We start from the raw sequence: 25,611 nt of genomic DNA, 5'->3' as shown, positions 1-25,611 counted from the left end.
ACCGCTCGTGAGCAAGGTCCCCTCAATCTCCCTCAACAATGGCGTCGCGATGCCGCAGCTCGGCTTCGGCGTCTGGCAGGTGCCCGACGACGAGGCGGCGAAGGCGGTTGCCACGGCCCTGGAGGCCGGGTACCGCAGCATCGACACCGCCGCCGCCTACGAGAACGAAGAGGGCACCGGCCGTGCCGTCGCCGCCTCCGGTGTCGCCCGCGAGGACCTCTTCATCACCACGAAGCTCTGGAATCCCGACCACGGATACGATGCGACGCTGCGCGCCTTCGACGCCTCGCTGGACAAGCTGGGCGTCGACCACATCGACCTGTACCTGATCCACTGGCCGCTGCCGTCCAAGGGCACCTACGTGGACACCTACAAGGCCTTCGAGAAGATCCACGCGGACGGCCGCGCCAAGGCGATCGGCGTCTCGAACTTCCTCCCGGAGCACCTCGAGCGCCTCATGGGCGAGACCTCGGTCGTGCCGGCCGTGAACCAGATCGAGCTGCACCCGCAGCTCCAGCAGGCCGAGCTCCGCGCCTACCACGCGAAGCACGGCATCGCGACCGAGGCCTGGTCCCCGCTGGGCTCGGGCAGGGGCCTCCTCGAGGTCCCGACGGTCGTCGCGATCGCGCAGAAGCACGGCAGGACGCCGGCCCAGGCGGTGCTGCGCTGGCATCTGCAGATCGGCAATGTGGTGATCCCCAAGTCCGTGACCCCGTCCCGGATCCGGGAGAACCTCGACGTCTTCGACTTCGAGCTGGACGCCGACGACCTGGCCGCGTTCGCGGCGCTGGACGAGGGCAAGCGGCTCGGCCCCGACCCGGCGACGTTCGCGTACGGCGCCTGACCGGCCAAGTATCGCGCCGCCGTCCGGTTCACTCCGGGCGGCGGCGTCGTGCTGTCCGGACTCGATGCCCCGCGATACTCACTGATTCCTCCTGGCGCAATCCAGTCGGCGGGGAACGTCGGCGACGGCAACCCAAGGTCGTTTTGCTCTAAGCGCGTCGATTCCTCATATTTTCTTGCCATATGCCTAGTCTTGGCGCTCCGTAGTTCCCCTTCACCAAGGAGAGTGCTCCATGGAGCGTTTCAAGCGCGCATCGGTAATGGGTATCGCGACAGCAGCCGTACTGGCCGGGTCCGTCGGCGTGGCCATGGCCGTTGTCGACCCGTCACCTCCCACGCCCCCGGCCTCGGAGCCGGTCACCGCACGACCAGCGCTGACGGCGAGAGCCACGGTCGGCAGCATCGGGGCGTGGCAGCAGTTCCGGGTGTACGGCACCGCTGAACACCTGGCCCCCGGCACCAAGGTGACCCTGCAGCAGAAGCAGGGCAAGCAGTGGGTGTCGCTGCCCGCCTCGATGCACACCACGCACAGGTCCACCTACAGGATGCGTGTCTACCTCGGTCTCAAGGGCCAGAACAAGCTCCGGATGGTGGGCGGCGGCACGACCTCGGAACACGTCACCGTCGTGGTGCACTGACTCGATCAGCGCGTGGACGGCGCCGCCCACGCCTGGTGGGTGGTTCATCGGCACGGACCTCAATTCGTACAATCGGTCCATGTCTACGGAGATGGCCCCCGGGCTCTACCTGGTACGCAATATCGGCAGCGGGCTGCTGCTCGAGGTGTACGGCGGGGCCAAGGGCGGCGGCGCCAATGTCCAGCAGGGCAAGGAGAGCGGCTCGCCCGCGCAGCAGTGGCAGATCGACCCCGTGCCCAACGGCAGCGGGCTCTACCACTTCGTGAACGCGGCCAGCGGCAAGCGGCTGGACGTCGCGAACGCCTCGACCGAGAACGGCGCCGACATCCAGCAGTGGAGGGCCAACAACTTCGGCGCCCAGGAGTGGATCATCGAGCGGCACCTGGACGCGCCGGGCACCGTCACCATCGTCAGCTTCATCAGCGGGCTGATGCTCGAGGTCGCCGACGGCAGCACGGACGACGGCGCGAATGTGCAGCAGTGGGAGGACACCGACTCCCCCGGTCAGTGGTGGCAGTTGGAGCCGGTCACTTCCTGACCAGCAGCGCGGCCCCGGCGGCAACAGCGACCGCGCCGATCGCCCCCGCGGCCAGGAAGCCGCGCGACGAGCGCCAGGAGAGCACGGACCACTGGGACTGCGCGGACAGCAGCGACCCCGTGCTCTGCCACGAGCCCACCGAGAACAGCGACTGGGCGGAGCCGATCGAGCCGACGGACAGGGTGCTGCCGACCGAGCCGACGGACAGCGCCGACCCGACGGAACCGATGGAGAGCACCGAGCCCACCGAGCCGATCGACAGCACCGAGTCCTTCGACCAGAGGGAGAGAACGGACTGCTTGGGCATGAGGCCATCCTGCCCCTGATTCAGCCCCGGCGGGCGGTGTGCACCGTGTGTGCCGTGAGCAGATACGCGTCCGCCCGGTGCCGAAGGCCCTGCGGGTCGTCCGCGTCCAGCAGCCGGTCGAGTACGGCCAGGTCGTCGGCCGCGAGCCGGCCGTCCAGGATCTTGCGCTGCCAGGCGAAGGCGGAGACGAGCTGTTCGCCGACTGCCTCCGGGACCGGCGCCGGGATGTCGAGCAGGAAGGAGCGCGTCCCGCTCGGCGTGAGTCCTCCGGCCGCCAGCAGCGCCCGCCAGTCCTCCACCTCGTCCTTCGTACCGGGCAGCTCCGCCCGCATCTGGATGAACCACTCCCCCGCGGCCGCGTCCAGCCTGCCCTCCAGACCCGGGCGGCCGATGCCGATGTCGCGCGGCAGATGGCGGGTGGGCAGTCCGCCCTCGACCACCGCGAGCACTCCGCCCGGGCGCAGCAGCCGGGCGAGGTCGCTGAGAGCGGCGCGCTGGTCGCCGATGTGATGCACCGAGTGGCCCGCCCAGACCAGGTCCGCCTCGCCCAACTCATCCAGATTGCTGGGGAGTTCGGCGTACTGCGTACGGACGCGGTCACCGAAACCGGCGCGCTCGGCCCGGATGCGCGCCCGTTCCAGGAGCGGCGGCGTGGCGTCCACGGCGACCACTTCGGCGTGCGGGAACGCCTCCGCGAGCAGCGAGGTGAGCACGCCGGGACCACTGCCGATGTCCAGGATCCGCCGGATACCGGCCGCCGGCAGCAGCTCACCGAGCCAGGCCGCCGCCTGCCGGTACAGGGGACTCTGCAGCTCCGCCCCGCGCTCCAGCAGCGGGCCCATCTCGTCCCAGTCGATGTGCGTCGTGTCGTGATGATTGCTCATGGCCCCAGCGTCGCGCGGCCCGTGCCGTCACGGCAAGCGTTGTTGCCGTTCCCGCAAAAGAGCACCTGTTCGGTGCTCCTGCGGACTGACGCCGCGTACTCGTTTGAAGGCGGCGCTCAGCGCGAACGAGCCGCTGTAGCCGACCTTCCTGGCCACCGCCTCGACCGTCGCGTCCGTCTCCCGCAGCAGATCCGCGGCGAGCGCCAGCCGCCAGCCGGTGAGGTACGCCATCGGGGGCTCCCCCACCAACTCGTTGAAGCGGCGGGCGAGTCCGGCCCTGGAGACCCCGCACTTGGCCGCCAGCAGGGCGACCGTCCAGGGGTGCGCGGGATCGTCGTGGAGCAGCCGCAGCGCCCGGCCGACCACCGGGTCGCCCATCGCCACGTACCAGGCGGGCGCCTTGGCGTCCGGGCGCGAGAACCAGGACCGCAGCGCGGCGATCAGCACCAGGTCCAGAATCCGGTCGAGCACCACGCTCTGGCCGGGATCGTCCCGGGAGATCTCGTCGTCCAGCACCGGCAACAGCGGGCAGTCCCAGACGTCGGCGGGCAGATGGAGCAGCTGGGGCAGGACGTCCAGCAGTCGCCCGCTGACCTCGCCCTCCATCTGGTACGTCCCGACCAGCATGGTGGCCGAGCCCTCGGGGTCGTTGCCCCAGCTCCGTACGCCCAAGTGCATGGATTCCGCGAGCGGTTCGCCCTGCAGGGTGTGGCAGGTGCCGCCGGGACCGATCAACGCCATCGGCTCGCGAGTTGGCTCGTCCGCCGTGGTGTAACAGTCCGGGCCGCGGGCGATCGCGACATCGCCGGGACGCAGCACCACCGGGTCACCGCTGTCGGGCACGATCCAGGCCTCGCCCGCGGAGACGCACATCAGGGTGAGCGGGGCGTGGTCCTCGATGCGTACGGACCACGGCGGCTCCATCACCATGCGCAGCAGGAACGCTCCCCTGGCGCGCGGTCCGTCCAGAAGTCCGGCGAGAGCGTCCATGACTCTCAGCGTAGACGGACGCGTATGGCATTGAGTCTCTGACGCATGGAGAGTCCAAGCCCGGGCCGCGAACCTGGAGACATGACAGAGAACCTGAAGCAGGAGACGGTGTTGGTGACGGCGGCCTCGGGCAAGACGGGTCACCGGGTGGCGGAACGGCTCGCGGCCCTCGGCAGGAACGTCCGGGCGGGCTCGCGCAAGGGAGCGGTGCGGTTCGACTGGGAGGACGAGTCCAGCTGGGGGCCGGCGCTGGCCGGCGCGGACGCGGCTTATGTCGCGTACTACCCCGACCTGGCGGCCCCGGGCGCACCCGATGCGATGCGGGCCTTCGGGCGCGTGGCGGCCGCGAGCGGAGTGGGGCGCCTGGTGCTGCTCTCCGGGCGCGGCGAGCCGGAGGCGGTGGTCGCCGAGCACGCGCTGCGGGACTCGGGCGTGGATCTGACGGTGGTGCGGGCGAGCTTCTTCATGCAGAACTTCAGCGAGGGTGCGTTGTACGAGGGGGTGCTGACCGGTGAGATCCCCTTCCCGGGGGGAGCCACGCCGGAACCCTTCCTGCACGCGGACGATCTGGCGGACGTACTGGTCGCGGCGCTCACCGATGAGGGGCACGTCGGGCTGGTGCACGAGCTGACGGGCCCGCGGCTGCTCACCTTCGACGAGGTGGCGACGGAGATCGGCCGGGCGACGGGCAGCGAGGTGCGGTACATCCCGGTGCCCGGTGACGAGTATGCCGAGATGCTCCAGCAGTTCGGCTTCCCGGCGACGGACTCGGAGTGGCTTGCGGAGTTGTTCACGACGCTGCTCGACGGGCACAACGCATCGCGGACGATCGGTGTGCGCAGCGTGCTCGGACGGGAGCCGAAGGACTTCACGGCCTTCGCGCGGGAGGCGGCGGAGTCGGGCGCGTGGCGGTAGGGCACCTGGGGGTAAGGCCGGGCAACTTCAGCCCGTCCGGCGTTTGAGGACAAGGCCGAAGGCCGTACGGGGTCCGGGGGCTTGCCCCCCACGCGGCGGAGCCGCACATCGATACAGCGGGAAGGGGCGGGTTGGCGCCCGGCGAGCGGGGAACGACGACCGATGGCCGCCGGCCGCTGACCGGCGGCCCCGCCCGTCAGCGGGCGCCGTGTGCCGGGGCGATCTGCTCCACCCGCTGGGCCAGGTCGAAGTCCTTCTCGGTGACCGCGCCGCCCGCGTCGTGGCTGTTCACCGAGAGAGCCAGGGTGTTGTAGCCCAGGGTCAGATCCGAGTGGTGGTTCAGCTCGTCCTGGATCCGCGCGATGTGTACGGCCATCGCGGCCGCCGCGAAATGCGTCGGGAGCCGGTACGCGCGGGCGATCCGGTCGCCCTCCAGGGTCCAGCCGGGGAGTTCCCGCAGCCGGTCCTCGATCTCCTTCTGCGACAGCGGCTCTGTGGGCATGACCGGGATCCCTTCGGGAGACGGCGACGACTGCGGCCACCATAGATCGGATCAGCCCTCCCCGCGCCACCACCGGGCGGCTCCGGCCGGGTGCTTTCGCTGTGCGCCGGGCGAGCCCGCCGTACATCCTCGTGTGCGGTTCAGGCGCGGGAATCCAGGACCTGTTCGATGGTGTCGGCCTGCTGCGCGGACTTGTCGGGGCGGTGGCGCAGCACACGGGCGAAGCGGAGGGCGACGCCGGCCGGGTAGCGCGGGGAGCGCTGCACCCCGTCGTACGCGATCTCCACGACGAGCTCGGGACGGACCGTGACCGTGAACCCGTCGTCGGCGATGGCCAGTTCGCGCAGCCGGTCCGTCTGCCAGCGCAGCATCTCGTCGGTGAGCCCCTTGAAGGTCTTGCCGAGCATCACATACGTACCGTCGGCGGCGCGTGCGCCGAGGTGGAGGTTGGACAGCACTCCGGCGCGCCGGCCGTGCCCCCATTCGACGGCCAGGACGACGAGGTCGAGCGTGTGGACGGGCTTCACCTTGAGCCAGGAGCGGCCGCGGCGGCCGGCGACGTACGGCGCGTCGAGGGCCTTGACCAGGACGCCCTCGTGGCCGCGGCGCAGGGTCTCGGTGAAGAACTCCTCGGCGGCGGCGATCTGTCGGGCCGACGCGGGGTCGTCGACGACGGTACGGCGGACCCGCATCGGTTCGGGGACGAGGCGGGCGAGTACGGCGTGCCGTTCGCCGCCGTCGAGGTCGAGCGTGGGCTCGCCGTCGGCGGCGAGGACGTCGAAGAAGACGGGTGACAGGGGCAGCGTGGCCCGGGCCGCGTCCACGTCCACGCGGGAGCCGACGCGGGAGGCGATGTCCTGGAAGGGGACGGGGCGTCCGGAGCCGTCGAGTGCGATCACCTCACCGTCCAGAATGAAGTGATCACCCGTCATCTCGCGTGCGGCAGCGGTGACTTCGGGGAGCCGGTCGGTGATGTCGTCCAGGGACCGGGTGTAGATCCGGATGCCGTCGCCGCTGCGGTGCACCTGGACACGGATACCGTCGAGCTTCTCCTCGACCACGCACGGGGTCCGGAGCGCCTGCACTGCTTCGGTCACCGACTTCGCCGTGTGGGCGAGCATGGGCTGTACGGGGCTGCCGACGCGCAGCCTGAACTGCGCGAGGACGGATGGCCCCTCGGCGAGCAGGGCGGCCGCGACGCGGGGCAGCGAGCCGTCCAGCATCACGGCCCGGCGCACATCCGCGGCGGGCGCGGCGGCCGCCTTGGCGACGGCCTCCAGCGCGACCGCGTCCAGGGCGCCCTGGCGTACCTCGCCCATCAGCAGCCGCATCAGGAACTCCTGCTCCGCCGGGGTGGCGACGGCGAGCAGCTCCCGCACAAGGCGCTTGCGCTCGGCCTTGGCGCCGGGGCCTGCGACCTCGGCGAGGGCGGAGAGCGCGGTGTCGGTGCCGGCGACGGTGAGACGGGGGTCGTCGGCGGGCGGCACGGGTTCCTTGAGGACGCTCCAGCCGATGCCGATGCGGCCTTGGGGCACGCGCCCGGCGAGGTAGGAGATGACGAGGGAGACGTCGGCGGGCCGGGTGCCGGCGAACAGCTCGGCAAGCGCGGCGATCTTCCGCGACCGCGCGGAGGTGGCGGCGACGGTCCGCGACACGTCGACGAGTCGAGCCAGCAACATGGCCCCATGGTGCCGCGCCCTCCGGGTGTGCGCGCGCTGGACGGGGGTCTTGCGGGGGTCGCCTCCGCCTACGCCAACCACATGACCGGGTGAGTGCGGGGCCGACCCTGCACGGCCCCTCCCCACCAGGACGAGACAAGACCAGCGGGCCGGGGTGCCCGCGCTTGCGCGGTGCGGGCTTCCGGTTCGCCGGTGGAAACCACCCACCGGACAGCAACCACCAACGCCCCCGGCCCACGCCCACCACATGACCGGGTAAGTACGCCACCGGCCCACACCCACCACATGACCGGGTAAGTACGCCACCGGCCCACACCCACCACATGACCGGGTGAGCACGCCGCATCGGTAACGGCCGGGTCCAGTCTCCCCACGGTTCACCCAACTCCCCTACTCTTCCGTCGATTTGATCGATCCGATGCAATCGACGTAAAGGCAGGGGACCCATGGGGAAGCTCTCGCGCGCCGCCGTGACCACCGCAGTCGCGGCCGGCCTGCTCGCCCTCGCACTCGCCCCGGCGGAGGCGTCCACGCCCCGCTCCGCGGACCCGGCGCAGTTGCCCTACTCCTCGGCCACCTGGGTCGGCGTGCACAACGCGTACGAGAAGGCGAAGTACTCCTACTTCGCGGACGCACTCGACTCCGGCGCCGGGATGCTCGAACTCGACGTGTGGACCAATGTGTTCGGCCGCTCGTGGCGGGTCTCGCACAGCAACCCCCTCGGCAACGACAACAATTGCGAGAATGCGGCCAACCCCGCCGAACTGCGCACCAAGTCCCGCAACCGGGACCTCGGCGGCTGCCTCTCGGACATGAAGGCCTGGCACGACGCCCACCCCGGCCACCGCCCCATACTGATCAAGATCGAGATGAAGGACGGCTTCCAGGGCAAGAACGGTCGCGGTCCCGCCGCGCTCGACGCGCTGCTCTCCGCCCGGCTCGGCGACGCCCTGTTCCGCCCGGCGGACCTGGCGGGCGGCAGCCCGGACCTCGACACGGCGGTACGGGCCAACGGCTGGCCCGCCCGCTCGGCGCTCGCCGGCAAGTTCGTGATCGAGCTGATCCCGGGCACGGTCGAGGAGGGCAACCCGGCCGACTCACTGTGGACCGACCGCGAGTACGCAACGTATCTGCGCGATCTCGCGGCGGCGGGGCGGCTGCGCGAGGCGGCCGCGTTCCCGGCCGTCCACGGCGCGGCCGCCGGCGACCCCCGTACCCGGTACGCGGATGCCCGCATCCGACCCTGGTTCGTGCTCTTCGACGGTGACGCCGGGACGTACTCGGGCGGCTCCGTCGACACCGCCTGGTACGACCGGAACCACTACCTCGTCGTCATGACGGACGCGCACAACGTGGCGCCCGCGATCGACGGCACCAATCCGACCGAGCCCCAGGCCCGGGACCGTGTCGGCCTGCTGGCGGGCCGACACGCGAGCGTGGTCTCGGCCGACTGGTACCCGCTGCCGTCGGTACTCGCGACCGTGGTCCCCCGGGGAGCGGGCCAGTAACAGGGCGTAACCCACATCACAGCCGAGCGGGCGGATTCAACGGAACGCCGAGGTATGGTTTACCGTTCATCAATACGTGGGTGTGGATGGGACTGTGTCCCCGAGCCTCACCTTTTGCCCACAGGGACGATCGTTCGGCTGAAGCCCTGTGGAGCGTTTCGCCGAGAGGCGACCGCCATGCGCACCCACCCCTTGGCTGCCCCGGCTGGAGACCCCCGCTCCGGCCGGGGCTTCTTACTGCCCGCCGCAGACCTGGAGGGACCCGCCCACGAGGCAGGCCGAGCCGGGGTCGGTGCTGGGCTCCACCGGAACGGCCGGCTCGGCGGGAACGGTCGGTTCGACCGGCGTCGGATCAACGGGGTCGGAAGACACTGCGGGGGCCGTCGGCCCAACCGGCGCCGTCGACGCGAGGCGAGCTGTGGACTCGACCGGGGCGGAGGGCTGCGCCGGAACCGCAGGTATGGCCGGTACGGGAGCCGCAGGCTCCGCAAGGGCCGCGGGCTCGACGGGCTCGGCCGGGACAGCCGCCGTCGGCGCGACGGGAGCTGTGGACTCAGCCGGAGCGGAGGGCGGCACGGGAACCGCAGGTACAGCCGGTACAGCCGCCGAAGGCTCCGCAGGAGCCGCGGGCTCGACGGGCTCAGCCGGTACAGCCGGGACAGCCGGCGACGGCACCGTAGGAACCGCAGGTTTCACGGCCTCGGCCGGGACAACCGCCGACGGCACCGCGGGCTCGGCCGGGGCAGTCGGCGCCTCCGCTTCCGCCCGAGGCGCGACCGGCGCGGCGCTCCGCCCGCCCCGCTCCGCCGAAGCCGGGCCCGAATCCGCCCCACCCGCATCCACCCCACCCGCATCCGTCGCACCCGAGCGCTCAGGAACCGGCCGCTCAGCCGGACCCTGGCGCTCAGCCGGCGCATCGCTCTCCCCGAGGCGCACCGGAGGCCCCTCCGGGCGCGCCTCGGTCGGCGCCGCGAGCGCCCGGGGCCCCGGCACCTGCGCGTCCGTGCCGCTGAAGACCAGCCCCACCGCGACCGCCGCCACCGCCACCGTCACACCGACCGCCCCCACCGCCACCGCCGGGAGCTTCCCTCCCTCGGTGAGCACATGGCGGACCGGCTCCCACAGGCCACCGTGCCCGCCGGACCCCCTGCCCGCACCGGCTCCGGCTCCCGCACCCGTTCCCACCAGCGGTGCGAGGAACTTGCCCGAGCCTCGCAAGAAGAACACCAGCAGCGCAGGCCCGACCATCGCGTGCAGCCGGTCGTTCGCGCTGTTCAGCAGGACCAGTCGGGCCCGGCAGTCCGCGCAGCCCTCCAGGTGCAGCCGCAGATCACTCGCCTGCTTGGCCGTGTCCGCCTCCCGCACGTGCGCGGGCATCCGTTCCCAGTGCCCCTCGCACCCCGGATCGCCGGGCGTGCCGGGGTACGCGCGCAGAAAGGCCTGGCGCATCCCCTCCCGCGCCCGGTGCAGCAGTACCGCCGTCGCCCCGCAGCCCGCGCCCATGCGCCGGCCGACCACGTCGAGGGGCTGGTCCTCGGCCTCGGCGAGCCAGAGTGCCTTCACCCAGCGCTCCGGCAGCTGCCCCAGCACGCGCGACAGGAGGTCGACGTACGCGATACGGCTGCCCGGATCGCCGTCCCCCCAGACCGCCGCCCTCTCCGCCGCCGCGGCTTCCGCCGGATCCCGCGGGGACTCCCGGTCCGCCCGGCCGACCGTCGCGGCGAGGTTGCGCACGGTCGTCAGCAGATACGCGGGCACATTGTCGACGGAATGCCCCGATGACAGCCGCCGCCAGACCAGGAAGTGCGCCTCGGCGACGAGATCGTCGGCCGGCCAGGAACCGCCGGTGAGGGAGCGTGCATACGCGACGAGCTGCGGCTGCTGCTCCTCGTAGAGGCGCGCATAGGCGTCCGAGTCCAGCATCGCGGGACCTTCGGACATGAGCAGGCTCCTGTCCCCGTTTAGGGCGTTATGCGGGATTGCGAGCCTAGCCACCTGGCGCTCGCCGAATCGACTCCTTGTGATGTAGGTCACATTACTCGGGGTCGGGACTGCCGGGCGGCGCGGAAGGCGTCGATGACGCCTGAAGTAATGGCGGCGGAGGGTCGTCAGGTACGCCGGTTTTGCCGAAACGGCAACGTCTCTCGCACCTGCCATGGTGCGACCGCATGATCGTGGGGCAGGGAAATCCTGCGTCGACCGCATCGGCGTGACCAGGGCCTCCAGGAGGAAAAATGTCGCAGCCCGCCCACTCACCCTCGGCTCAGGCGCTGGATGTGAGGCACCGGTTGGTGGACGTCCCCGGTGCCCGTATCCATCTGGTGGAGCAGGGCAGCGGCCCGCTGGTTCTCCTGGTCCATGGGTTTCCCGAGTCGTGGTACTCGTGGCGCCACCAGCTCCCCGCGATCGCCGCGGCAGGGTTTCGCGCGGTCGCCATCGACGTTCGGGGCTACGGACGTTCCTCGAAGCCCCGCGATGTCGCGGCCTACCGGATGCTCGCCCACGTCGCCGACAACGTCGCGGTCGTGCGCGCCCTCGGCGAAGAGACCGCGGTGATCGTGGGCCACGACTGGGGTTCACCCATCGCCGCCAACTCGGCGCTGCTCAGGCCCGACGTCTTCACCGCCGTGGGGCTTCTCAGCGTCCCCTATTCGCCTCGGAACGGGTTCCGGCCAACGGATGCCTTCGCCCGGATCGGTGGGACCGGGGAGTTCTACGTCAGCTACTTCCAGGAGCCGGGCCGGGCCGAGGCGGAGATCGAGCCGGATGTCCGCGCGTGGCTGGCGGGGTTCTACGCCGGGCTCTCGGCCGACACGATGCCGCCGGTCGGCGAGGGCAGCCTCTTCTTCGTCCCTGAGGGCGGAATGCTCTCCGACCACTTCGTCGGCGACACCCTGCCCGCCTGGCTGTCGGAGGCCGACCTCGACGTCTACGCGGGCGAGTTCGAGCGGACCGGGCTGACCGGCGCGCTCAACCGCTACCGCAACGTCGACCGGGACTGGGAGGATCTCGCCGCGTGGGACGGGGCGCCGATCACCCAGCCCTCGCTGTTCATCGGCGGGGAGCTTGACGCCTCCACCACCTGGATGGCCGACGCCATCGCGGCGTACCCCACGACCCTTCCCGGCCTGGTGTCCTCGCACATCCTCAACGGCTGCGGGCACTGGGTGCAGCAGGAACGCAGCGACGTGGTCAACCAGCTCCTGACCGACTGGCTGCGCCGAGGAATACGGCCGGCCGTTCAGACCGGCTGAGCCCGGGCGGCGTCCAGTTCGGCGTTGGCCCGGGCCTTGACCGTGGTCAGCACGCGGCTCGCGGTCGCCACCTTGGCCCCGGTGACACCGGCGACGATGACGACGGCGGTGGCCGCGTGGTCAGGGCGTCAGAGCCTCAGGCGGCGCCGTCGTCAAGTGACGGGCGGTGGCCTTCGGTCGCGCTCTCCGGTGCGTCGGCCTCCGCCTCGGCGGTCCGCCGGACCTCCTCCGGTTCGGTGGACCGGGCGGCTTCGGCGCGGAGCATGGCGTTGAGTGCTGCGAATGGGTCGATGGGCATGGCTGTTGCACCTCTGGGTGTGATGTCGCTGATGAGGGCTCGGAGAAGGCCGGGCCCGTCAGCAGCGCAGGACCACACAGCGCGCGGTGCGCGACGGGGGCGCCAGGTCCACCGGCCGGCCGATGCCGGGGCGGTACGGGGCGGGGGCGACGGTCTCGTCGCCGGGCCGCAGCCCGGGTGGCGGCACGACGGTCCGCGCCGGGCGGCGGTCCCGGGCCGGTGCCGACTGTTCGGTGCCGGACTCCTCCGGGAGGCTCTCGCCCACGGGGTCGAACGGCACTGTGGCAGGCATCCGCAGCTCCGGAGCACCCGCCATGGAGCCCGAACCGTGGCACACGCCCAGGAGTGCCAGCAGCACCAGGAGCACGACGGCGCGGCGCGCCGTCGCGGCGGCGGGCACGGGCCGGTTCATGCGCACGGGGATCACGGGGCTCATGGGGCACGACCTCCTGGACATGCCTCCTGTGCCCAGGAACCGCTCCGTTGTGCCCCGTTACGGCCGAATTCCGCTCTACCGGGGTACGCCCATTACGCCGAACTCACCGCGCCGCGCCCGTTCCGTGCGGGGTGATCACAGTGACACCCGTCCCCGACGCACCGCCCAGACCGACGAGCGCCGCCGGTGCCTCGTCGAGGCCGATCTCCGTCGTCACCAGCAGATCCGGCCGCAGCGCTCCGGAGGCCACCATCGCCATCATCTCCGGGTAGGCGTGCGCCGCCATGCCATGGCTGCCAAGGATCTCGAGCTCCAGCGCTACGACCCGGTCCATCGGCAGCCGGACGCCGTCGGGCAGCAGGCCGACCTGCACATGCCGGCCCTGGCGGCGCAGGCTCTGCACAGAGTTCACGCAGGTCACCGGCGCACCCAGGGCGTCCAGCGAGAGATGGGCGCCGCCGTCGGTCGCCTCGTGGACCGCTTCGGCGACGCTCCCGGTCAGCGCGGAGGCATCCAGGCACACCGATGCGCCGAACGTCCTGGCCAGCTCCAGCGCACCGGGCGAGACGTCGACGGCGACGACCCGGGCCCCGCACGCAGCGGCGATCATCACCGCGGACAGGCCCCCCCCGCCGCAGCCGTGTACCGCGACCCACTCCCCCGGCCGCACCCTGCCCTGCCCCACCACCGCGCGGTAGGCGGTGGCGAACCGGCAGCCCAGGCTCGCGGCCGTGGCGAACGACATCGTCTCGGGAAGGGCCACCAGGTTGGCGTCGGCGTGGTGGACGGGGACGTACTCGGCGAAGGACCCCCAGTGCGTGAAGCCCGGCTGCTCCTGCCGCTCGCACACCTGCTGGGCGCCGCGGGCGCACGCGTCGCACCGGCCGCAGGCACAGATGAAGGGCACCGTGACCCGGTCGCCGGGGCGCCAGTTGGCGACGTCGTCGCCCACCGACTCGATCACGCCGGACAGTTCGTGCCCGGGGACGTGCGGGAGCGTGATGCCGGAGTCGTGACCCATCCAGCCGTGCCAGTCGCTGCGGCACAGACCCGTCGCCTCGACCCGGACGACCGCACCGTCGTGGGCCGCCACGGGGTCGGGCACCTCCCGCACCTCGAGCGGCTTCCCGAATTCCTCGAACACCACAGCACGCAACGGGCACACTCCCTGCTCCGGCGGACCTTCCGTTTCCTCAACGTATCCGGAAGGCCGCGCTCAGCGGAAGGAAAACCCCTGGTCCCCGGGGCTCACGCTGCGACGAGAGGCAATACTCCACATCACCCGCTTTTGTCCGGCACGGCGGGACCGGCTGCCGGAACCCCTGCTTCCGTTTCGCCGTGGGGCCGGGAAACCTCCAGCGGTCCGACCGGCACCTGCGGCACCTCGCACTCGAGCAGCCAGCGCCTCAGCACCCGGTGGACGTGCTCCGCACCGACGAGTTCCCCGCCCGCGGCGACGGGTGCCGACAGCTCGAGCGGCGAGAGCAGGAAGGGCCGGGACTGTTCGCCGCCGAGCCCGCCGTGCGAGCTGATCTGCTCCTCGAAGGCGTGCACCGCGCCCGTCGCCGGATCGTGCATCGAGTTGACCATGATGTCGGCGACATGCGGGAACGAGTCGGTGCGGCGTACGGCATCGGCCGCGCCCTTGCCGAAGACGGCCAGCGGACCGTAGTCCGTCAGCTCCTTGACCGGCACCTCGGCGCCGTCCCTGCCGAGCACCACCGAGCCGTGCTCCTCGCTGCGCACCAGCAGAAAGCCGATTCCGGGATGGTTGGCGAGCGTACTGAGCAGCGCGGGGTGGCGGCGTTCGATCTGCTCGCGGCTCAGGCGTCCCTCCGAATCCGGGAAGGAGATCAGCGCGAGATTCCCCGAGGCGAGAACGATCGGGTCGGAGCCGGCCGGCGGTTGTTGTTCCGCGCCCTCGGCCACCCGCCGGTGCAGCGCGCTGCGCAGGGCGTCGCCCGCGGCGTCGCGTGCCTCGGCGCCGCGCTTGGAGCGTTCCGCCCGGCGCGAGACCGGCAGCCCGCAGCCCGCCCGCACCAGGTCCTTGAGCGAGAGCCCGTACGCGCCCTCGAAGGTCTCCCCCGGGCTCTGGCCGTGGTCGGACAGCAGCACGATCCGGTAGCTGCGCGGGGCGTGTTCGGCGACCTTGGCGATCAGCGCGAGCGAACGGTCGAGGCGCTCGAGCACCAGCGACACGTCCCGGCTGTGCGGCCCGGAGTGGTGCGCCACTTCGTCGTACGCGACGAGGTCGGCGTAAACGGCGGTACGTCCGACGAGCATGTCCCCGATCACCGCGGCGACCACCACATCCCGCTCGACGACGGTCGCGAACGCGCGGATGAGGGGGTACAGCCCGCCACGCTTGATCCGCGGCCGGTCGCCGCGCAGCCGCGCCCGCGTCGACTGGACGATCTCGCGCGCGACTTCGGCGATGAACGACAGTGCGGTACGGACGGCGTTGGCGGGGTCGCAGAAGTACGCGAAGTAGCCGGCCCGCGATCGGTTGGCCCGGCCGCGTCTGGCGGCCATGGACAGCACGAGGGCGAGCTGGTCGGCGCCGCCGCTGAAGAGGTTGCCGCGGCTGGCGCCGTCGACGGTGAGCAGTCCGCCGTCGCCGGTGCGTTCGATGGCGCGGCGCTGCAGTTCGCCGGCGCTCGCGGGCCGGTTGCTGACCATGACCCGGCCGCTGTCCTTCTCGTACCAGCGGAAGGCCGGGACATCGTGGTTGGAGCCGTGCAGGATGCCGAGCTGGCTGGCGCCGGTCTGGCTGGACCAGTCGGTGCGCCAGGGCGTGAGCCGGTGGGTGTTCCCGATCCAGTCGGCGACGGTCGGCATCACCCCGTCGTCGGCGGCCCGCCGCAGCACCTGGTGCCCGACCCCGTCGAGCTGCAGAAAGACCGTACCGGGAGTTCCCGTACGGCTGCCGTCCTCCCCGCTTCTGCGGCGACGGCGGTCGGCGAGCCGGGAGAGCCTGCGCCGGTAGGCGTTGTCGTCGCGGACGGCGAGCGCGGTGGAGGTGGTGGAGGCGACGGCGGACATGACGGCGGCGACGACGACCGCGGTCTCCGGGTCGGCCGCGCCGCGTCCGTCCGGGATCAGCCAGAGGGCGATCAGCAGCAGCGAGCCATTGAGGAAGAACACCAACAGGCCGAGCACCAGGGCCGGTACGAGCAGCAGGGCCCGTACCAGAATCGGCCAGACCAGCGCGCTCAGCAGACCGAAGGCGCCCGCACCCAGAGCGGCGGTGACCGCGGTTCTGGTCATGCTGTCGCCGTCGTCGGACTGGAGCTGGAAGTCGGGCAGCAGCCCGGCGAGCGCCAGCAGCGTCAGCGTGGACACCGCCCACACCACGATCACGCGCAGCAGGGCACTGCCGGCCGTACGCCATCTCCCCTGGACCACGCCGTCCTCACCTCACCCTTGGAGCGGATCTCCAGCGTGGCACAGGGGCGGACGCGATCCGGCGCTGCGTGCCGCGGCGCGATCAGCAGCCGCCGTAGCCGGCCGTCGGCATCGAGAGCCTGCGGTGGACGCCGGCCTTCATCGCCGCGTCGTAGGCGGGCTCGTCCAGGCCCGCGGTCTCCAGCCTCACGCCTCGGCGCTCGCACTCGGCGAAGAAGTCGGGCACGGAGGTCAACGCCCGTGACAACACACGTTCGTTGGGTGCGACGAAGAGGTTCACATGGCTCGCTTCGACGTCGGACTCGTACGCCGTCCATGGTCCGTCCCCCTGCGCTCGCCGTCGTCGCCGACGCTACTCCGATCGGCCCATCACCCGGACAGGACCTAGGCTCGTACGAGAACGGGAGCGGGAGCGGGAGCGGTCAGCGGGAACAGTCAACGGGAGCGGTCGGCGGGAACGAGGAGGCGGCGCGTGCCGGTGGAGGTCACCTGGTGGGGTCATGCCACCTGCACGATCGAGGACTCCGGGGTGCGAGTACTCACCGACCCGCTGTTCGCGCGCCGGATGGCGCATCTGCGCAGACGGAGCGGTGAGCTGCCGCCGGCCGAGGCCGCGGTCGCCGAGGCGGTCCTCGTCTCCCATCTGCACTCCGACCATCTGCATCTGCGCTCGCTGGCCCGGCTGGCGCCCGGTACCCGGCTGGTGCTGCCGCGCGGCGCGGGCCGCTCCGTGCCGGGGCTGAAGCGGGTCACGAGCGCGGCCGGGCTGCGGGTCACCGAGGTGGCGCCGGGCGACGAGGTGCGGGTCGACGCGCTGCGGGTGCGGGCCGTGCCCGCCCTGCACGACGGGCGGCGGCTGCCGCTGGGGCCGCACCGTTCGCCCGCGCTCGGCTATGTGATCAGTGGTGAGGCGCGTACGTACTTCGCCGGGGACACCGGGCTCTTCGACTCCATGGCCGAGGAGGTCGGCCCGGTGGATGTGGCGTTGCTGCCGGTGGGTGGCTGGGGGCCGTATCTCGGGCACGGGCATCTGGACCCGGGCCGGGCGGCGCAGGCACTCGCCGCGCTCGCGCCGCGCGCGGCGGTGCCGGTGCACTACGGCACGTACTGGCCGATCGGGATGGACGGGATCCGGCCGCACGAGTTCTACGCCCCGGGCGAGGAGTTCGTACGCAAAGCGGCGCGACTGGCTCCGCAGGTGGCGGTGCATCTGCTGGAGCACGGCGGGCGGGTCAGACCGGAGGCAGCCCGGTGAGATCTCAGGTGTCGCGAACGCTCGGACAGCTGTCGGAGGCCGTGGGGCGACTGCCGCCCGAGTCGACGCAGCAGGCCGTCGGCTATCCGTCGTTGTTCCTGCTGGTGGCGCTGGGTGCGCTGGTACCGGTGATCCCGACGGGGGCGGTGGTGAGTTCGGCCGCGGTGGTGGCCTTCCATCAGACGGATCCGCTGGCGCTGCTGTACGTGTTCCTGGTGGCGTCGTTCGCCGCGTTCCTCGGGGATGTCGGGCTGTACTGGCTGGGGCAGCGCGGGATCCGCTCCAAGAACGGCTCTCGCTGGCTGGTGGCGTTGCGCGACCGGGCCGCACCCGACCGGCTCGAGCAGGCGCAGCGCAAACTGGACGAGCACGGCGTTGCGGTGCTGGTGCTCTCCCGGCTGGTGCCCGCCGGGCGGATCCCGGTGATGCTGGCCTGTCTGCTCGGCAGGATGCCGCTGCGCCGGTTCGTGCGCGGCGACATCCCGGCGTGCCTCGCCTGGGCGGCGACGTATCAGCTGATCGGGATTCTGGGAGGCTCGCTCTTCGACGAGCCGTGGAAGGGCGTGGTCGCGGCGGTGGCGCTGACCGTGGTGATCAGCGGGGCGCCGGCGCTGTGGCGCAGGGTGCGGCGCGGTGCCGGAACCAGTTCTGGGAGCGGTTCCGGCAGCGGTTCCGGGACCGGGACGGCCGGTTCGTCCGACTCCACCGGCTCCACCGGTTCACCCGGCTCACCCGGCTCACCCGGTCAGCACGCGTGAGCCGCCGACCGGCAGGTCCCACAGCTGCCTGCGCGGGCGGCCGGTGCGCTCCCAGGCGGCACGGACCCGGCTGAGCGGCTCGAGCACCGGCTCCGCGGAGAGCACGAACGTCGCCCAGTGCATCGGGGCCATGTTCCGCGCCCCGAGGTCCTCGAAGGCGCGCACCGCCTCCTCGGGATCCGTGTGTACGTCGCTGAGCCACCAGCGCGGTTCGTACGCGCCGATCGGCAGCAGGGCCAGATCGAGATGGGGGTGCCGTCGGCCGATCTCCTTGAACCAGTGGCCGTAGCCCGTGTCGCCCGCGAAGTACACGGACTGGCCGTACGGGTCCGCCAGCACCCAACCGCCCCACAGTGAGCGGCAGGTGTCGGTGAGGGTCCGCTTGGACCAGTGATGGGCCGGCACGAAGTCGAACCGCACCCCCTTGAAATCCGCACCCTCCCACCAGTCGAGTTCGGTCACCCGGGTGAAGCGGCGGCGCCGGAACCAGCGGCCGAGGCCCGCCGGGACGAAGAGCGGAGTGCGGCGCGGAAGTCTCTTCAGCGTCGGGGCGTCCAGATGGTCGAAGTGGTTGTGGCTGATGACCACCGCGTCGATGCGCGGCAGATCCTCCCAGCGCACCCCGACGGGGGTGACCCGGGCAGGAGTACCGAGGATCCGGCGCGACCACACGGGGTCGGTGAGGACGGTGAGCCCGCCGATGCTCAGCACCCAACTGGCGTGTCCCGCCCAGGTGACGGCGAGGGTCGCGGTGTCGACGGAGGGCAGCGGTCCCGGTGCGAACGGCAGCAGCGGAATGTCCAGGAGCCCGTCGGGGCCGGGGCGTACGGCGCCTTCTCTGGCGAGGCGCGCCATGGCGCGTACGCCGGGGAGCGGCGCGGTGAGGCGGTCGGCGAAGGACCCGGGCCAGTGGCGGAGCTCGCCGAGGGGACGGGTGAGGGAGTGGGGGCGTATGCCGGCGGCCGGGGCGGCCGGCGGGCCGGCGGCCGCTGTGTGTCCGGCGGCTCCTGCCCGCGCTGTCTCCACCGCTTGACCTGCCTGACCTGCCTGACCTGCGTGTGCCGAGTGCCGCGTCCGTCCCGAGGGCTCCGAGTGCTCCGCCTGCTCCGTCCGATCCGTCATCCGGGGCTCCGTTCAACGCAGTTCGTCGAAGGCCGTTCCAAGAGTCCTCAACGCCTCGGCCACATGCGGCAATTCCAGAGGTGTCAGTGAGGTGAGGGATTCCAGTCGCTGCTCCGGAGTCGCTCCCAGCAACGGCCCCGTGGCCAGCCGTACGCGCAGTGCGCCCAGCTCGTCGCCGAACCGGTGCCCACCGGGCACGGGGGTCCCGAGGCGGTCCGTCAGATACTCCTCGAGCTCCATGGAGTCGTTCACGCCCCGTTCGGCGAGCCGGGAGCGCAGCGGTCCGAGGTCCACATACAGATGGCGGCCCGCCTGCGGAGGGCGGGCCAGCGCGCCGGAGACGAGGACCGCGCGGTGCGCCGCTGCCGCCACGCGCGCGTGGAGCGCGGCGGCCTGCACCGCCCTGGCCGTGACCGGACCCGGCTCGCCGAGCGCGTGGGCGGCTGCCGCCGCGATGGGTGCGGCCACGACCGCGCCGAGGGCGGTGAGGATGTCCAGGGTCCTGGCACGGCGGACGATGCCCTGCTCGGTGGGCGGGAAGCGGGCGACGGCGACCGGCCAGGAGGCGGGGGTGAGCGCCCCCGCCAGGTCACTGATGACGGTCACGTCCTCGGGGCACATCTCGGCGGGGCTGAGCAGCACGGTCTCGTGCGGCTGGTGCAGGGTGTCCCGCCAGGTCTCGTCGCTGATGATGTGCAGGCCCTCGCCCACCGCGGCCTCGCACGCCTCGCGCACGGTCTCGGGCGGGGCGACGGTCGCGGTGGGATCGTCGACGACGGACAGCAGCAGCAGACGGGGCACACCGCCCTCGGCGCGCACCCTGCGTACGGTCTCAAGGAGCGCGAACGGATCGGGTACGCCGCCGCACTCCGCCGGGGTCGGCACATGGTAGGCGGGCCGGCCGAGGAGCCGGACCTGCGGAGTCCACCAGACGGGGCACGGCCGGGGCATCAGCACATCCCCGCCGTACGCGCCGATCAGCGCGAACAGCAGGGCCTGCGCGCCGGCGGCGGCGGCCAGCTCGTCGGGCCGGGAGCGCAGCCCGCGCCGCCACCAGTAGCCGGCGGCCGCCTCGCAGAGCTCGGGGCCGCCACCCGGCGGCTCGCCCTCGGCGCGCTCGCCCGCCGCCGCGAGCACGGCGGCGAGCTCGGGCAGCACGGGCAGTCCCGTCTCGGGGGCGGGCGGGCCGTAACGGACGGGACCACGGCCTTCCGGAGACGTCCGCTGCATGCCGCCACCTCCGCCGCTCGCATCCCGGAACCTCGGCCCGGCCCGTAGGGGTGGCTTGCGGATCAGGCCACGCCTCGGGGGCCTCTTACCCAGCCCTTTATGGGGCCCCTTCCCTAGCCCTTTATACGGAGGTTTGGGGCAGCCCGCCGTGCGGGAGCGGCAGACGAACGAGCCTCAGACGACCGTGACCGGGTGGCGGACCACGGCGTCGAGGAGATAGCCCTGGGTGTTGTGGACCGTACGGCCCGGCTGCGTGTTGCCCGCCCGGTCCGTCGTACGGGCCAGCAGCTGGGCCGGGCCCGTACGGCGCGGGTGCCAGTCCGCCGTCCAGCGGACCCAGCTGTCGCGGCGCGGGGTGTCCCGCAGCCGCGCCCGGTGCCAGTGCGCGCCGCCGTCGGTGCTGATCTCTACGTGCCGCACGGGGGCCGCCGCCGACCAGGCGCGGCCGGTGAGCCGGTGGTGCTCGCCCGCCTCCAGGTTCGCGCCGATCGGCAGCTCGAACGCGCTCTTGACGGTCTGCCGGCTCAGCGGTGTGCTGCCGCCCGGCGGGTAGGCGTCGCCGAAGAGGCGGTAGAAGTCCGTGGTCCACGGCGACGACAGCGGTGTGTCGCTCACCTCGATGTCGCCGAGCCACTTGATGGAGGCGATGCCGATCCAGGCCGGGACGATCGCCCGGACCGGGTAGCCGTGGTCGTACGGGAGGGGCTCGCCGTTCATCTCGTACGCGAGGATCACATCGTCGAGCGCCTTGGCGACCGGCAGCGGGCGGCGCACGCGGCCATGGTTGACGCCGCCGCTGATGAACTCCTCGTCCAGCCCGCGCGGCATGACGTCGACGGCGGAGGAGGAGATGCCGGCCTCGTGCAGCACATCTCGCAACCGCACTCCGCGCCAGCGCGCCGCGCCGATCGCACCGAGTGTCCAGGGGGTGCCGCTGACGGTCTCGCCCTGCTGGGTGGCGTAGAAGTTGCGGCCGTTTCCGGCGCATTCGACGAGGACGGTACGGGTGACGGACGGCAGCGAACGCAGCCGGCCGTAACTGAACTCGACCGGGCGGCGGCCGTGGAGCCCGCTGCCCCACACCGTCAGTTTCCAGTCCGACTCGCTCAGCACGGGGGTCGAGGTGTGGTTGCGGACGAAGAAGCGGTCGGCGGGGGTGTCCAGTCCGCTGGAGCGCAGGGCGGCGAAGTTGGTTTCGGCATTGGTGCCGCGGATCGTGAACAGCTCGGGCGGCAGCGATTTGACGATGCCGCGGGCTGCGGGCGCCGGAGCGGGAGCGGCGGCGGCCGGAGCGGCGGCCGCGAACTGGGCCGCGACCGGCGCGGCGGCGAGCAGCTTCAACAGATCACGGCGGTCCAGGGCAGGGGACAACGCAGTTCTCCTCCTGTCGATGAGCATGTCCGTGATCCTAGGTCTCGGCAGGCGGCAGGCAGGAGGTTCCCGTGACCCCGGCGTGGCTGTGGCCGATACTTCACTTTCCGCGTGGCGGTCGCGTCCACGGGGTACCCGCGAAACATGTCCGACGCTTACGCACAGACAAATCCGCAGGTCCGTGCCCGGATCGCGGCGCTGCTCAGCGGCTGGGACCGGCGCGTGCTGCACGCCGTCGCCGACCGGGAGTGGCCCGGCGCCGAGCCGGTGCTGCCACGGCTGAGCCGCAGCGCCAACCACGGGCTGCTGTGGTTCGGGGCGGCCGCCGGCATGGTGGCGCTGGGGCGCGGGGCGCGCTCGCGGCGGGCCGCCGTACGCGGTATCGCGTCCCTCGCGGTCGCTTCAGCCACCATCAACACCGTCGGCAAGCGTTCGGTACGCAGAGCGCGGCCGGTGCTCGACGCGGTCCCGGTGATAAGGCGGCTGAAAAGGCAGCCGTTCACCACATCCTTCCCCTCCGGGCACGCCGCATCGGCCGCGGCCTTCGCGACGGGGGTCGCCCTGGAGTCCAGGAGCTGGGGCGCGGTGGTGGCTCCGGTGGCCGCCGCGGTCGCGCTCTCGCGCGTCTACACGGGCGCGCACTATCCGAGCGATGTGCTGGTGGGAGCGGCGCTGGGGGTGGGCGTGGCATTCGCGGTACGCGGGGTCGTGCCGACCAGGTCGCAGCTGCCCCCGCCGGGCAGGCCGCACGCCGATGCCCCCGTACTGCCCGACGGCGAGGATCTGGTGGTCGTGGTCAACCGGCAGGCGGGCTCCGCGGACGCCGCCGTGCCGGTGGTGCGCGAGGCACTGCCGCTCGCGGAGGTCGTGGAGTGCACACCCGACGAGCTGCCCGCGGAGCTCGGGAAGGCGGTGGGCCGCTGCCGCGCACTGGGCATCCTCGGCGGCGACGGAACGATCAGCCTGGCGGCGTCCGTCGCCGCCGCGCACGGTGTGCCGCTGGCCGTCTTCCCCGGTGGCACGCTCAACCACTTCGCGTACGACCTGGGCATCGAGTCGGTCGACGACACCTGCCGGGCCATCGCGGCCGGTGACGCGGTCCGGGTCGACCTGGGACGCTTCACCCCGGGCCCGGACGGCGGCACGGGCCACTTCCTCAACACCTTCAGCCTGGGCGTCTATCCGGAGCTCGTACGGATCCGGGAGCACTGGTCGCCGCGCATCGGCGGCTGGCCGGCCGGTGTGCTGGCGGCGGCGCTGGTCCTGCGCGGCGAGCACCCGCTGGAGGCCGAGGTCCAGGGCAGGCACCGCCCCATGTGGCTGCTGTTCGCGGGGAACGGCATCTACGAGCGGATGGGCCCGACGCCGGGCCACCGCCTCGATCTGGCGAACGGTCTGCTGGATGTCCGGGTGGTGCACGGCGGCCGCTGGCCGGGGCTGCGGCTGCTGGCCGCGGCGCTGGCAGGACCGCTGAGCCGCTCACCGGTACACGCGGCGCAGAAGCTGCGGCAGCTGCGGATCAGCGGGCTCGCGCCGGGGACCCCGCTGGCGTACGACGGTGAAGTGGCCGAAGCCCCGCGGGAGCTGGTCGTGGACAAGGCCCTGGAGGCGCTCACGGTCTACCGCCCGCAGGCTCTGCTCTAGGCCGGCTCTAGGCCGTGTCTGACAAATCCCGCCTCGAGGACGGCGGCTCCGTCGAAACCTGATCGACGGGGCCGGGCCGCTTCCCGCACCATGAGGCCATGCAGATCCGCCGTGCGCTCACCCCTGACGCGGCCGGGATCGCCGCGGTCCACGTACGGTCCTGGCAGGCGGCGTTCCCCGGTCTCGTACCGCAGCGGCATCTCGACGCGCTCGACCCCGCGCGGGAGGCGCTGGCCTGGGCGGGACGGCTCACCGAACCGCGCCGGCCCGCCGCGGGGGTGCTGGTCGCCGAGACCGATGAGGGGATCGTCGCCTTCGCCGGTTACGCACCGGGCCGGACCGCGGGCACCGCTGAGATCGGCGCGCTGTACTCGCTGCCCGAGGTGTGGGGTACCGGAGTCGGCCGGCGTCTGCTGGCGGCCGTCGTCCAGGAACTCACCGCGGCCGGCCGCACCCGGGCGTCCCTGTGGGTGCTGGAGGCCAACGAGCGCGCCCGGCGCTTCTACGAGGCGGCCGGCTGGCGCCCGGACGGCGCCGTCGAGGTGGATACGACCGGCGGTCGCCCGCAGATCAAGCTTCGCTATCAACTCCCGCTTCTCGGCCCCGTCGTGGCCGAGCCCATCCGCACCGACCGGCTCGTCCTGCTGCCGCTCACCGTCGAGCACGCGCGGGAGATGGCCACGGTCCTCGCCGACCCGGCGCTGCACACGTTCATCGGCGGCGAGCCCGATACTCCCGGCGCTCTGCGCTCGCGCTATGCCCGCATGCTGGCGGGCGCGCCCGATCCGACCGTGTCCTGGTGCAACTGGGTCATCAGCCTGGAAGCCGAGTCCTGCCTCACGGGCACCGTCCAGGCGACGGTCGGCCTCGCGGGACGCGGCCGCACCGCCGAGATCGCGTGGCTGGTCGGCACGGACTGGCAGGGCCGGGGCATCGCCACCGAAGCGGCGCGCGGACTCGTCGGCTGGCTCGCCCGGCAGCCGGTGCACACCGCCGTCGCCCATGTGCACCCGGACCACCTCGCCTCCGCGGCCGTCGCCGCGGCGGCGGGGCTCACCCCCACCGACCGGGTGCAGGACGGCGAGGTGCGGTGGGAGGGGAGGCTTGCCGTGGCTTCGGTTCCCGGTCCGGACCTCGCGTAGTCCATATTGCAAGACTCAGGTCTCGATATGCGGAACATCGGCGTACCGTTGCCGTACCCGCTTCACGGAGAAGGAGTCCGGCATGCCGAAGGGGACCGCCGTCTACACCCACGGGCACCACGAGTCCGTGTTGCGCTCGCACCGCTGGCGGACCGCCGCCAACTCGGCGGCGTATCTCATCGGTGAACTCCACCCGGGCCTGGAAGTGTTGGACGTGGGCTGCGGCCCAGGGACCATCACCGCCGATCTGGCCGAGCTGGTCGCGCCGGGGCAGGTGACCGCGGTCGACGCCGCCGAGGACGTACTGCACCAGGCGCGCGGGACCGCCGCCGGACGCGGTCTGGACAATGTCCGCTTCGCGGTCGCCGATGTCCACGCACTGGAATTCCCCGACGACTCCTTCGACGTCGTCCACGCCCACCAGGTGCTGCAGCATGTCGGCGATCCGGTGCGCGCGCTGCGCGAGATGCGGCGCGTCTGCCGGCCCGGCGGCATCGTCGCGGCACGCGACAGCGACTACGGCGCGTTCACCTGGTTCCCCGCGATCCCGGCCCTGGACGAGTGGCAGCACCTGTACCAGCGGGTGGCGCGCGCGAACGGCGGTGAGCCCGACGCCGGCCGCCGGCTGCTGTCCTGGGCCCGTGCCGCCGGCTTCACCGATATCACCGCCACGGCCGCCACGTGGTGTTTCGCCACGCCGGCCGAGCGCGCGTGGTGGAGCGGTCTGTGGGCGGACCGTACGACCGCGTCGGTGTACGCGAAGCTCGCGGTCGAGGGCGGCCACGCCTCGGCCGGGCAACTGGCGGCGATCGCCGACGCCTGGCGGGAGTGGGGCAGCCAGGACGACGCCTGGTTCATGGTTCCGCACGGCGAGGTGATCTGCCGGGCCTGA

At 72.4% G+C, this 25,611-nt stretch carries 24 protein-coding genes and 2 pseudogenes; 12 read left to right on the top strand and 14 right to left on the bottom strand.

Annotation, left to right across the window (positions count from 1 at the left end):
• Nucleotides 1-7: 7 nt before the first annotated feature.
• The 3 genes from SLUN_RS32855 (at nt 8) to SLUN_RS32845 (ending at nt 2,019) form a co-directional block, all read left to right on the top strand.
• Nucleotides 8-844 (top strand): aldo/keto reductase, encoded by an 837-nt coding sequence (locus SLUN_RS32855; protein ID WP_108153567.1) that lies wholly within the window; start codon nt 8-10, stop codon nt 842-844.
• A 232-nt stretch (nt 845-1,076) separates the two neighbouring features.
• A complete protein-coding gene (locus SLUN_RS32850; protein WP_108153566.1) occupies nt 1,077-1,481 on the top strand; it encodes a hypothetical protein in 405 nt (134 codons plus the stop codon).
• Between the two features lie 79 nt (nt 1,482-1,560).
• Nucleotides 1,561-2,019: an RICIN domain-containing protein gene (locus tag SLUN_RS32845; protein WP_108153565.1), complete on the top strand. Its 459-nt coding sequence runs from the start codon at nt 1,561-1,563 to the stop codon at nt 2,017-2,019.
• Here the strand turns inward: SLUN_RS32845 and SLUN_RS32840 are convergent.
• From SLUN_RS32840 to SLUN_RS32830, 3 genes are read right to left on the bottom strand one after another with little or no spacing between them, the layout of a single operon-like run.
• Entirely contained in the window at nt 2,009-2,326 is a 318-nt protein-coding gene (locus tag SLUN_RS32840) for a hypothetical protein (protein WP_108153564.1), read from the bottom strand. The two genes, SLUN_RS32845 and SLUN_RS32840, sit on opposite strands and share 11 nt — an antisense overlap.
• A 20-nt stretch (nt 2,327-2,346) precedes the next feature.
• Nucleotides 2,347-3,210 carry a class I SAM-dependent methyltransferase gene (locus tag SLUN_RS32835; protein ID WP_108153563.1) on the bottom strand — a complete coding sequence of 288 codons (864 nt, stop codon included), beginning with the start codon at nt 3,208-3,210 and terminating at the stop codon, nt 2,347-2,349.
• A 27-nt stretch (nt 3,211-3,237) separates the two neighbouring features.
• Complete coding sequence (locus SLUN_RS32830; protein WP_108153562.1) at nt 3,238-4,200, bottom strand: AraC family transcriptional regulator; 963 nt, start codon at nt 4,198-4,200, stop codon at nt 3,238-3,240.
• 81 nt (nt 4,201-4,281) lie between these two features.
• Between SLUN_RS32830 and SLUN_RS32825 the strand changes: the two genes are divergently transcribed.
• Nucleotides 4,282-5,115, top strand: a complete 834-nt coding sequence (locus SLUN_RS32825) for an NmrA family NAD(P)-binding protein (protein WP_108153561.1) — start codon at nt 4,282-4,284, stop codon at nt 5,113-5,115.
• Nucleotides 5,116-5,311: 196 nt separating this feature from the next.
• On the opposite strand, the gene SLUN_RS32820 is transcribed toward SLUN_RS32825, so the two are convergent.
• Nucleotides 5,312-5,617: a 4a-hydroxytetrahydrobiopterin dehydratase gene (locus SLUN_RS32820; RefSeq protein WP_108153560.1), complete on the bottom strand. Its 306-nt coding sequence runs from the start codon at nt 5,615-5,617 to the stop codon at nt 5,312-5,314.
• A gap of 140 nt (nt 5,618-5,757) precedes the next feature.
• Nucleotides 5,758-7,296: an ATP-dependent DNA ligase gene (locus tag SLUN_RS32815; protein WP_108153559.1), complete on the bottom strand. Its 1,539-nt coding sequence runs from the start codon at nt 7,294-7,296 to the stop codon at nt 5,758-5,760.
• 446 nt (nt 7,297-7,742) lie between these two features.
• Here SLUN_RS32815 and SLUN_RS32810 point away from each other — a divergent pair, with 446 nt between their 5' ends.
• On the top strand, nt 7,743-8,804 hold the full coding sequence (locus tag SLUN_RS32810) for a phosphatidylinositol-specific phospholipase C domain-containing protein (protein ID WP_108153558.1): 1,062 nt from the start codon (nt 7,743-7,745) through the stop codon (nt 8,802-8,804).
• Nucleotides 8,805-9,038: 234 nt separating this feature from the next.
• Here the strand turns inward: SLUN_RS32810 and SLUN_RS32805 are convergent, their stop codons facing one another.
• The gene (locus SLUN_RS32805; protein WP_159100381.1) at nt 9,039-10,745 is read right to left on the bottom strand and encodes a sigma factor; all 1,707 of its coding nucleotides are present in this window, start codon (nt 10,743-10,745) and stop codon (nt 9,039-9,041) included.
• Nucleotides 10,746-11,038: 293 nt separating this feature from the next.
• Between SLUN_RS32805 and SLUN_RS32800 the strand changes: the two genes are divergently transcribed.
• On the top strand, nt 11,039-12,058 hold the full coding sequence (locus SLUN_RS32800) for an alpha/beta fold hydrolase (RefSeq protein ID WP_108153556.1): 1,020 nt from the start codon (nt 11,039-11,041) through the stop codon (nt 12,056-12,058).
• Between the two features lie 136 nt (nt 12,059-12,194).
• Here SLUN_RS32800 and SLUN_RS40175 read toward each other — a convergent pair whose 3' ends face one another.
• The 5 genes and pseudogenes from SLUN_RS40175 to SLUN_RS32780 all read right to left on the bottom strand — a co-directional run.
• On the bottom strand, nt 12,195-12,356 hold the full coding sequence (locus SLUN_RS40175) for a hypothetical protein (RefSeq protein WP_170146631.1): 162 nt from the start codon (nt 12,354-12,356) through the stop codon (nt 12,195-12,197).
• 58 nt (nt 12,357-12,414) lie between these two features.
• Nucleotides 12,415-12,792: a hypothetical protein gene (locus SLUN_RS32795; RefSeq protein WP_108153555.1), complete on the bottom strand. Its 378-nt coding sequence runs from the start codon at nt 12,790-12,792 to the stop codon at nt 12,415-12,417.
• A 103-nt stretch (nt 12,793-12,895) separates the two neighbouring features.
• The gene (locus SLUN_RS32790; RefSeq protein WP_108153554.1) at nt 12,896-13,948 is read right to left on the bottom strand and encodes a zinc-dependent alcohol dehydrogenase family protein; all 1,053 of its coding nucleotides are present in this window, start codon (nt 13,946-13,948) and stop codon (nt 12,896-12,898) included.
• Between the two features lie 122 nt (nt 13,949-14,070).
• Entirely contained in the window at nt 14,071-16,197 is a 2,127-nt protein-coding gene (locus SLUN_RS32785) for a phage holin family protein (protein WP_108153553.1), read from the bottom strand.
• An 82-nt stretch (nt 16,198-16,279) separates the two neighbouring features.
• A pseudogene (locus SLUN_RS32780) lies at nt 16,280-16,498 on the bottom strand (hypothetical protein); the annotation flags it as partial.
• A 171-nt stretch (nt 16,499-16,669) separates the two neighbouring features.
• On the opposite strand from SLUN_RS32780, the gene SLUN_RS32775 reads away from it, so the two are divergent.
• Both SLUN_RS32775 and SLUN_RS32770 read left to right on the top strand, forming a co-directional pair.
• Entirely contained in the window at nt 16,670-17,452 is a 783-nt protein-coding gene (locus SLUN_RS32775) for an MBL fold metallo-hydrolase (RefSeq protein WP_108153552.1), read from the top strand.
• Nucleotides 17,453-17,481: 29 nt separating this feature from the next.
• A complete protein-coding gene (locus tag SLUN_RS32770; protein ID WP_170146669.1) occupies nt 17,482-18,210 on the top strand; it encodes a DedA family protein in 729 nt (242 codons plus the stop codon).
• Here SLUN_RS32770 and SLUN_RS32765 read toward each other — a convergent pair.
• The 3 genes from SLUN_RS32765 to SLUN_RS32755 all read right to left on the bottom strand — a co-directional run bounded on the left by SLUN_RS32765 (nt 18,190) and on the right by SLUN_RS32755 (nt 21,960).
• Nucleotides 18,190-19,332, bottom strand: coding sequence for an MBL fold metallo-hydrolase (locus SLUN_RS32765; RefSeq protein ID WP_217506085.1), 1,143 nt, complete (start codon nt 19,330-19,332; stop codon nt 18,190-18,192). The two genes, SLUN_RS32770 and SLUN_RS32765, sit on opposite strands and share 21 nt — an antisense overlap.
• A 12-nt stretch (nt 19,333-19,344) precedes the next feature.
• Nucleotides 19,345-20,562: an aminotransferase class I/II-fold pyridoxal phosphate-dependent enzyme gene (locus tag SLUN_RS32760; protein ID WP_108153550.1), complete on the bottom strand. Its 1,218-nt coding sequence runs from the start codon at nt 20,560-20,562 to the stop codon at nt 19,345-19,347.
• Between the two features lie 174 nt (nt 20,563-20,736).
• On the bottom strand, nt 20,737-21,960 hold the full coding sequence (locus tag SLUN_RS32755) for a sulfite oxidase (protein WP_108153549.1): 1,224 nt from the start codon (nt 21,958-21,960) through the stop codon (nt 20,737-20,739).
• A gap of 117 nt (nt 21,961-22,077) precedes the next feature.
• Between SLUN_RS32755 and SLUN_RS32750 the strand changes: the two genes are divergently transcribed.
• The 4 genes and pseudogenes from SLUN_RS32750 to SLUN_RS32740 all read left to right on the top strand — a co-directional run bounded on the left by SLUN_RS32750 (nt 22,078) and on the right by SLUN_RS32740 (nt 25,611).
• Nucleotides 22,078-23,577, top strand: coding sequence for a bifunctional phosphatase PAP2/diacylglycerol kinase family protein (locus SLUN_RS32750; RefSeq protein WP_108153548.1), 1,500 nt, complete (start codon nt 22,078-22,080; stop codon nt 23,575-23,577).
• A 98-nt stretch (nt 23,578-23,675) separates the two neighbouring features.
• Nucleotides 23,676-24,101 (top strand): annotated as a pseudogene (locus tag SLUN_RS41710) (GNAT family N-acetyltransferase); the annotation flags it as partial.
• A gap of 84 nt (nt 24,102-24,185) precedes the next feature.
• Nucleotides 24,186-24,719, top strand: a complete 534-nt coding sequence (locus SLUN_RS41705) for a GNAT family N-acetyltransferase (protein WP_257153953.1) — start codon at nt 24,186-24,188, stop codon at nt 24,717-24,719.
• 82 nt (nt 24,720-24,801) lie between these two features.
• Nucleotides 24,802-25,611: a class I SAM-dependent methyltransferase gene (locus SLUN_RS32740; protein ID WP_108153546.1), complete on the top strand. Its 810-nt coding sequence runs from the start codon at nt 24,802-24,804 to the stop codon at nt 25,609-25,611.

The organism is Streptomyces lunaelactis (assembly GCF_003054555.1).
Classification (GTDB): Bacteria; Actinomycetota; Actinomycetes; order Streptomycetales; family Streptomycetaceae; genus Streptomyces; species Streptomyces lunaelactis.
The sequence above is the reverse complement of the archived record's forward strand: the minus strand, read 5'-3'. Positions and strand labels throughout refer to the sequence as shown.

What these genes read in the sequence shown, in the direction of transcription:
- SLUN_RS32850 (WP_108153566.1), top strand. Translation starts at nt 1,077, where the DNA reads ATGGAGCGTTTCAAGCGCGCATCGGTAATGGGTATCGCGACAGCAGCC.
- SLUN_RS32845 (WP_108153565.1), top strand. Translation starts at nt 1,561, where the DNA reads ATGTCTACGGAGATGGCCCCCGGGCTCTACCTGGTACGCAATATCGGC.
- SLUN_RS32840 (WP_108153564.1), bottom strand. Translation starts at nt 2,326, where the DNA reads ATGCCCAAGCAGTCCGTTCTCTCCCTCTGGTCGAAGGACTCGGTGCTG.
- SLUN_RS32835 (WP_108153563.1), bottom strand. Translation starts at nt 3,210, where the DNA reads ATGAGCAATCATCACGACACGACGCACATCGACTGGGACGAGATGGGC.
- SLUN_RS32830 (WP_108153562.1), bottom strand. Translation starts at nt 4,200, where the DNA reads ATGGACGCTCTCGCCGGACTTCTGGACGGACCGCGCGCCAGGGGAGCG.
- SLUN_RS32825 (WP_108153561.1), top strand. Translation starts at nt 4,282, where the DNA reads ATGACAGAGAACCTGAAGCAGGAGACGGTGTTGGTGACGGCGGCCTCG.
- SLUN_RS32820 (WP_108153560.1), bottom strand. Translation starts at nt 5,617, where the DNA reads ATGCCCACAGAGCCGCTGTCGCAGAAGGAGATCGAGGACCGGCTGCGG.
- SLUN_RS32815 (WP_108153559.1), bottom strand. Translation starts at nt 7,296, where the DNA reads ATGTTGCTGGCTCGACTCGTCGACGTGTCGCGGACCGTCGCCGCCACC.
- SLUN_RS32810 (WP_108153558.1), top strand. Translation starts at nt 7,743, where the DNA reads ATGGGGAAGCTCTCGCGCGCCGCCGTGACCACCGCAGTCGCGGCCGGC.
- SLUN_RS32805 (WP_159100381.1), bottom strand. Translation starts at nt 10,745, where the DNA reads ATGTCCGAAGGTCCCGCGATGCTGGACTCGGACGCCTATGCGCGCCTC.
- SLUN_RS32800 (WP_108153556.1), top strand. Translation starts at nt 11,039, where the DNA reads ATGTCGCAGCCCGCCCACTCACCCTCGGCTCAGGCGCTGGATGTGAGG.
- SLUN_RS40175 (WP_170146631.1), bottom strand. Translation starts at nt 12,356, where the DNA reads ATGCCCATCGACCCATTCGCAGCACTCAACGCCATGCTCCGCGCCGAA.
- SLUN_RS32795 (WP_108153555.1), bottom strand. Translation starts at nt 12,792, where the DNA reads ATGAGCCCCGTGATCCCCGTGCGCATGAACCGGCCCGTGCCCGCCGCC.
- SLUN_RS32765 (WP_217506085.1), bottom strand. Translation starts at nt 19,332, where the DNA reads ATGACGGATCGGACGGAGCAGGCGGAGCACTCGGAGCCCTCGGGACGG.
- SLUN_RS32760 (WP_108153550.1), bottom strand. Translation starts at nt 20,562, where the DNA reads ATGCAGCGGACGTCTCCGGAAGGCCGTGGTCCCGTCCGTTACGGCCCG.
- SLUN_RS32755 (WP_108153549.1), bottom strand. Translation starts at nt 21,960, where the DNA reads ATGCTCATCGACAGGAGGAGAACTGCGTTGTCCCCTGCCCTGGACCGC.
- SLUN_RS32750 (WP_108153548.1), top strand. Translation starts at nt 22,078, where the DNA reads ATGTCCGACGCTTACGCACAGACAAATCCGCAGGTCCGTGCCCGGATC.
- SLUN_RS32740 (WP_108153546.1), top strand. Translation starts at nt 24,802, where the DNA reads ATGCCGAAGGGGACCGCCGTCTACACCCACGGGCACCACGAGTCCGTG.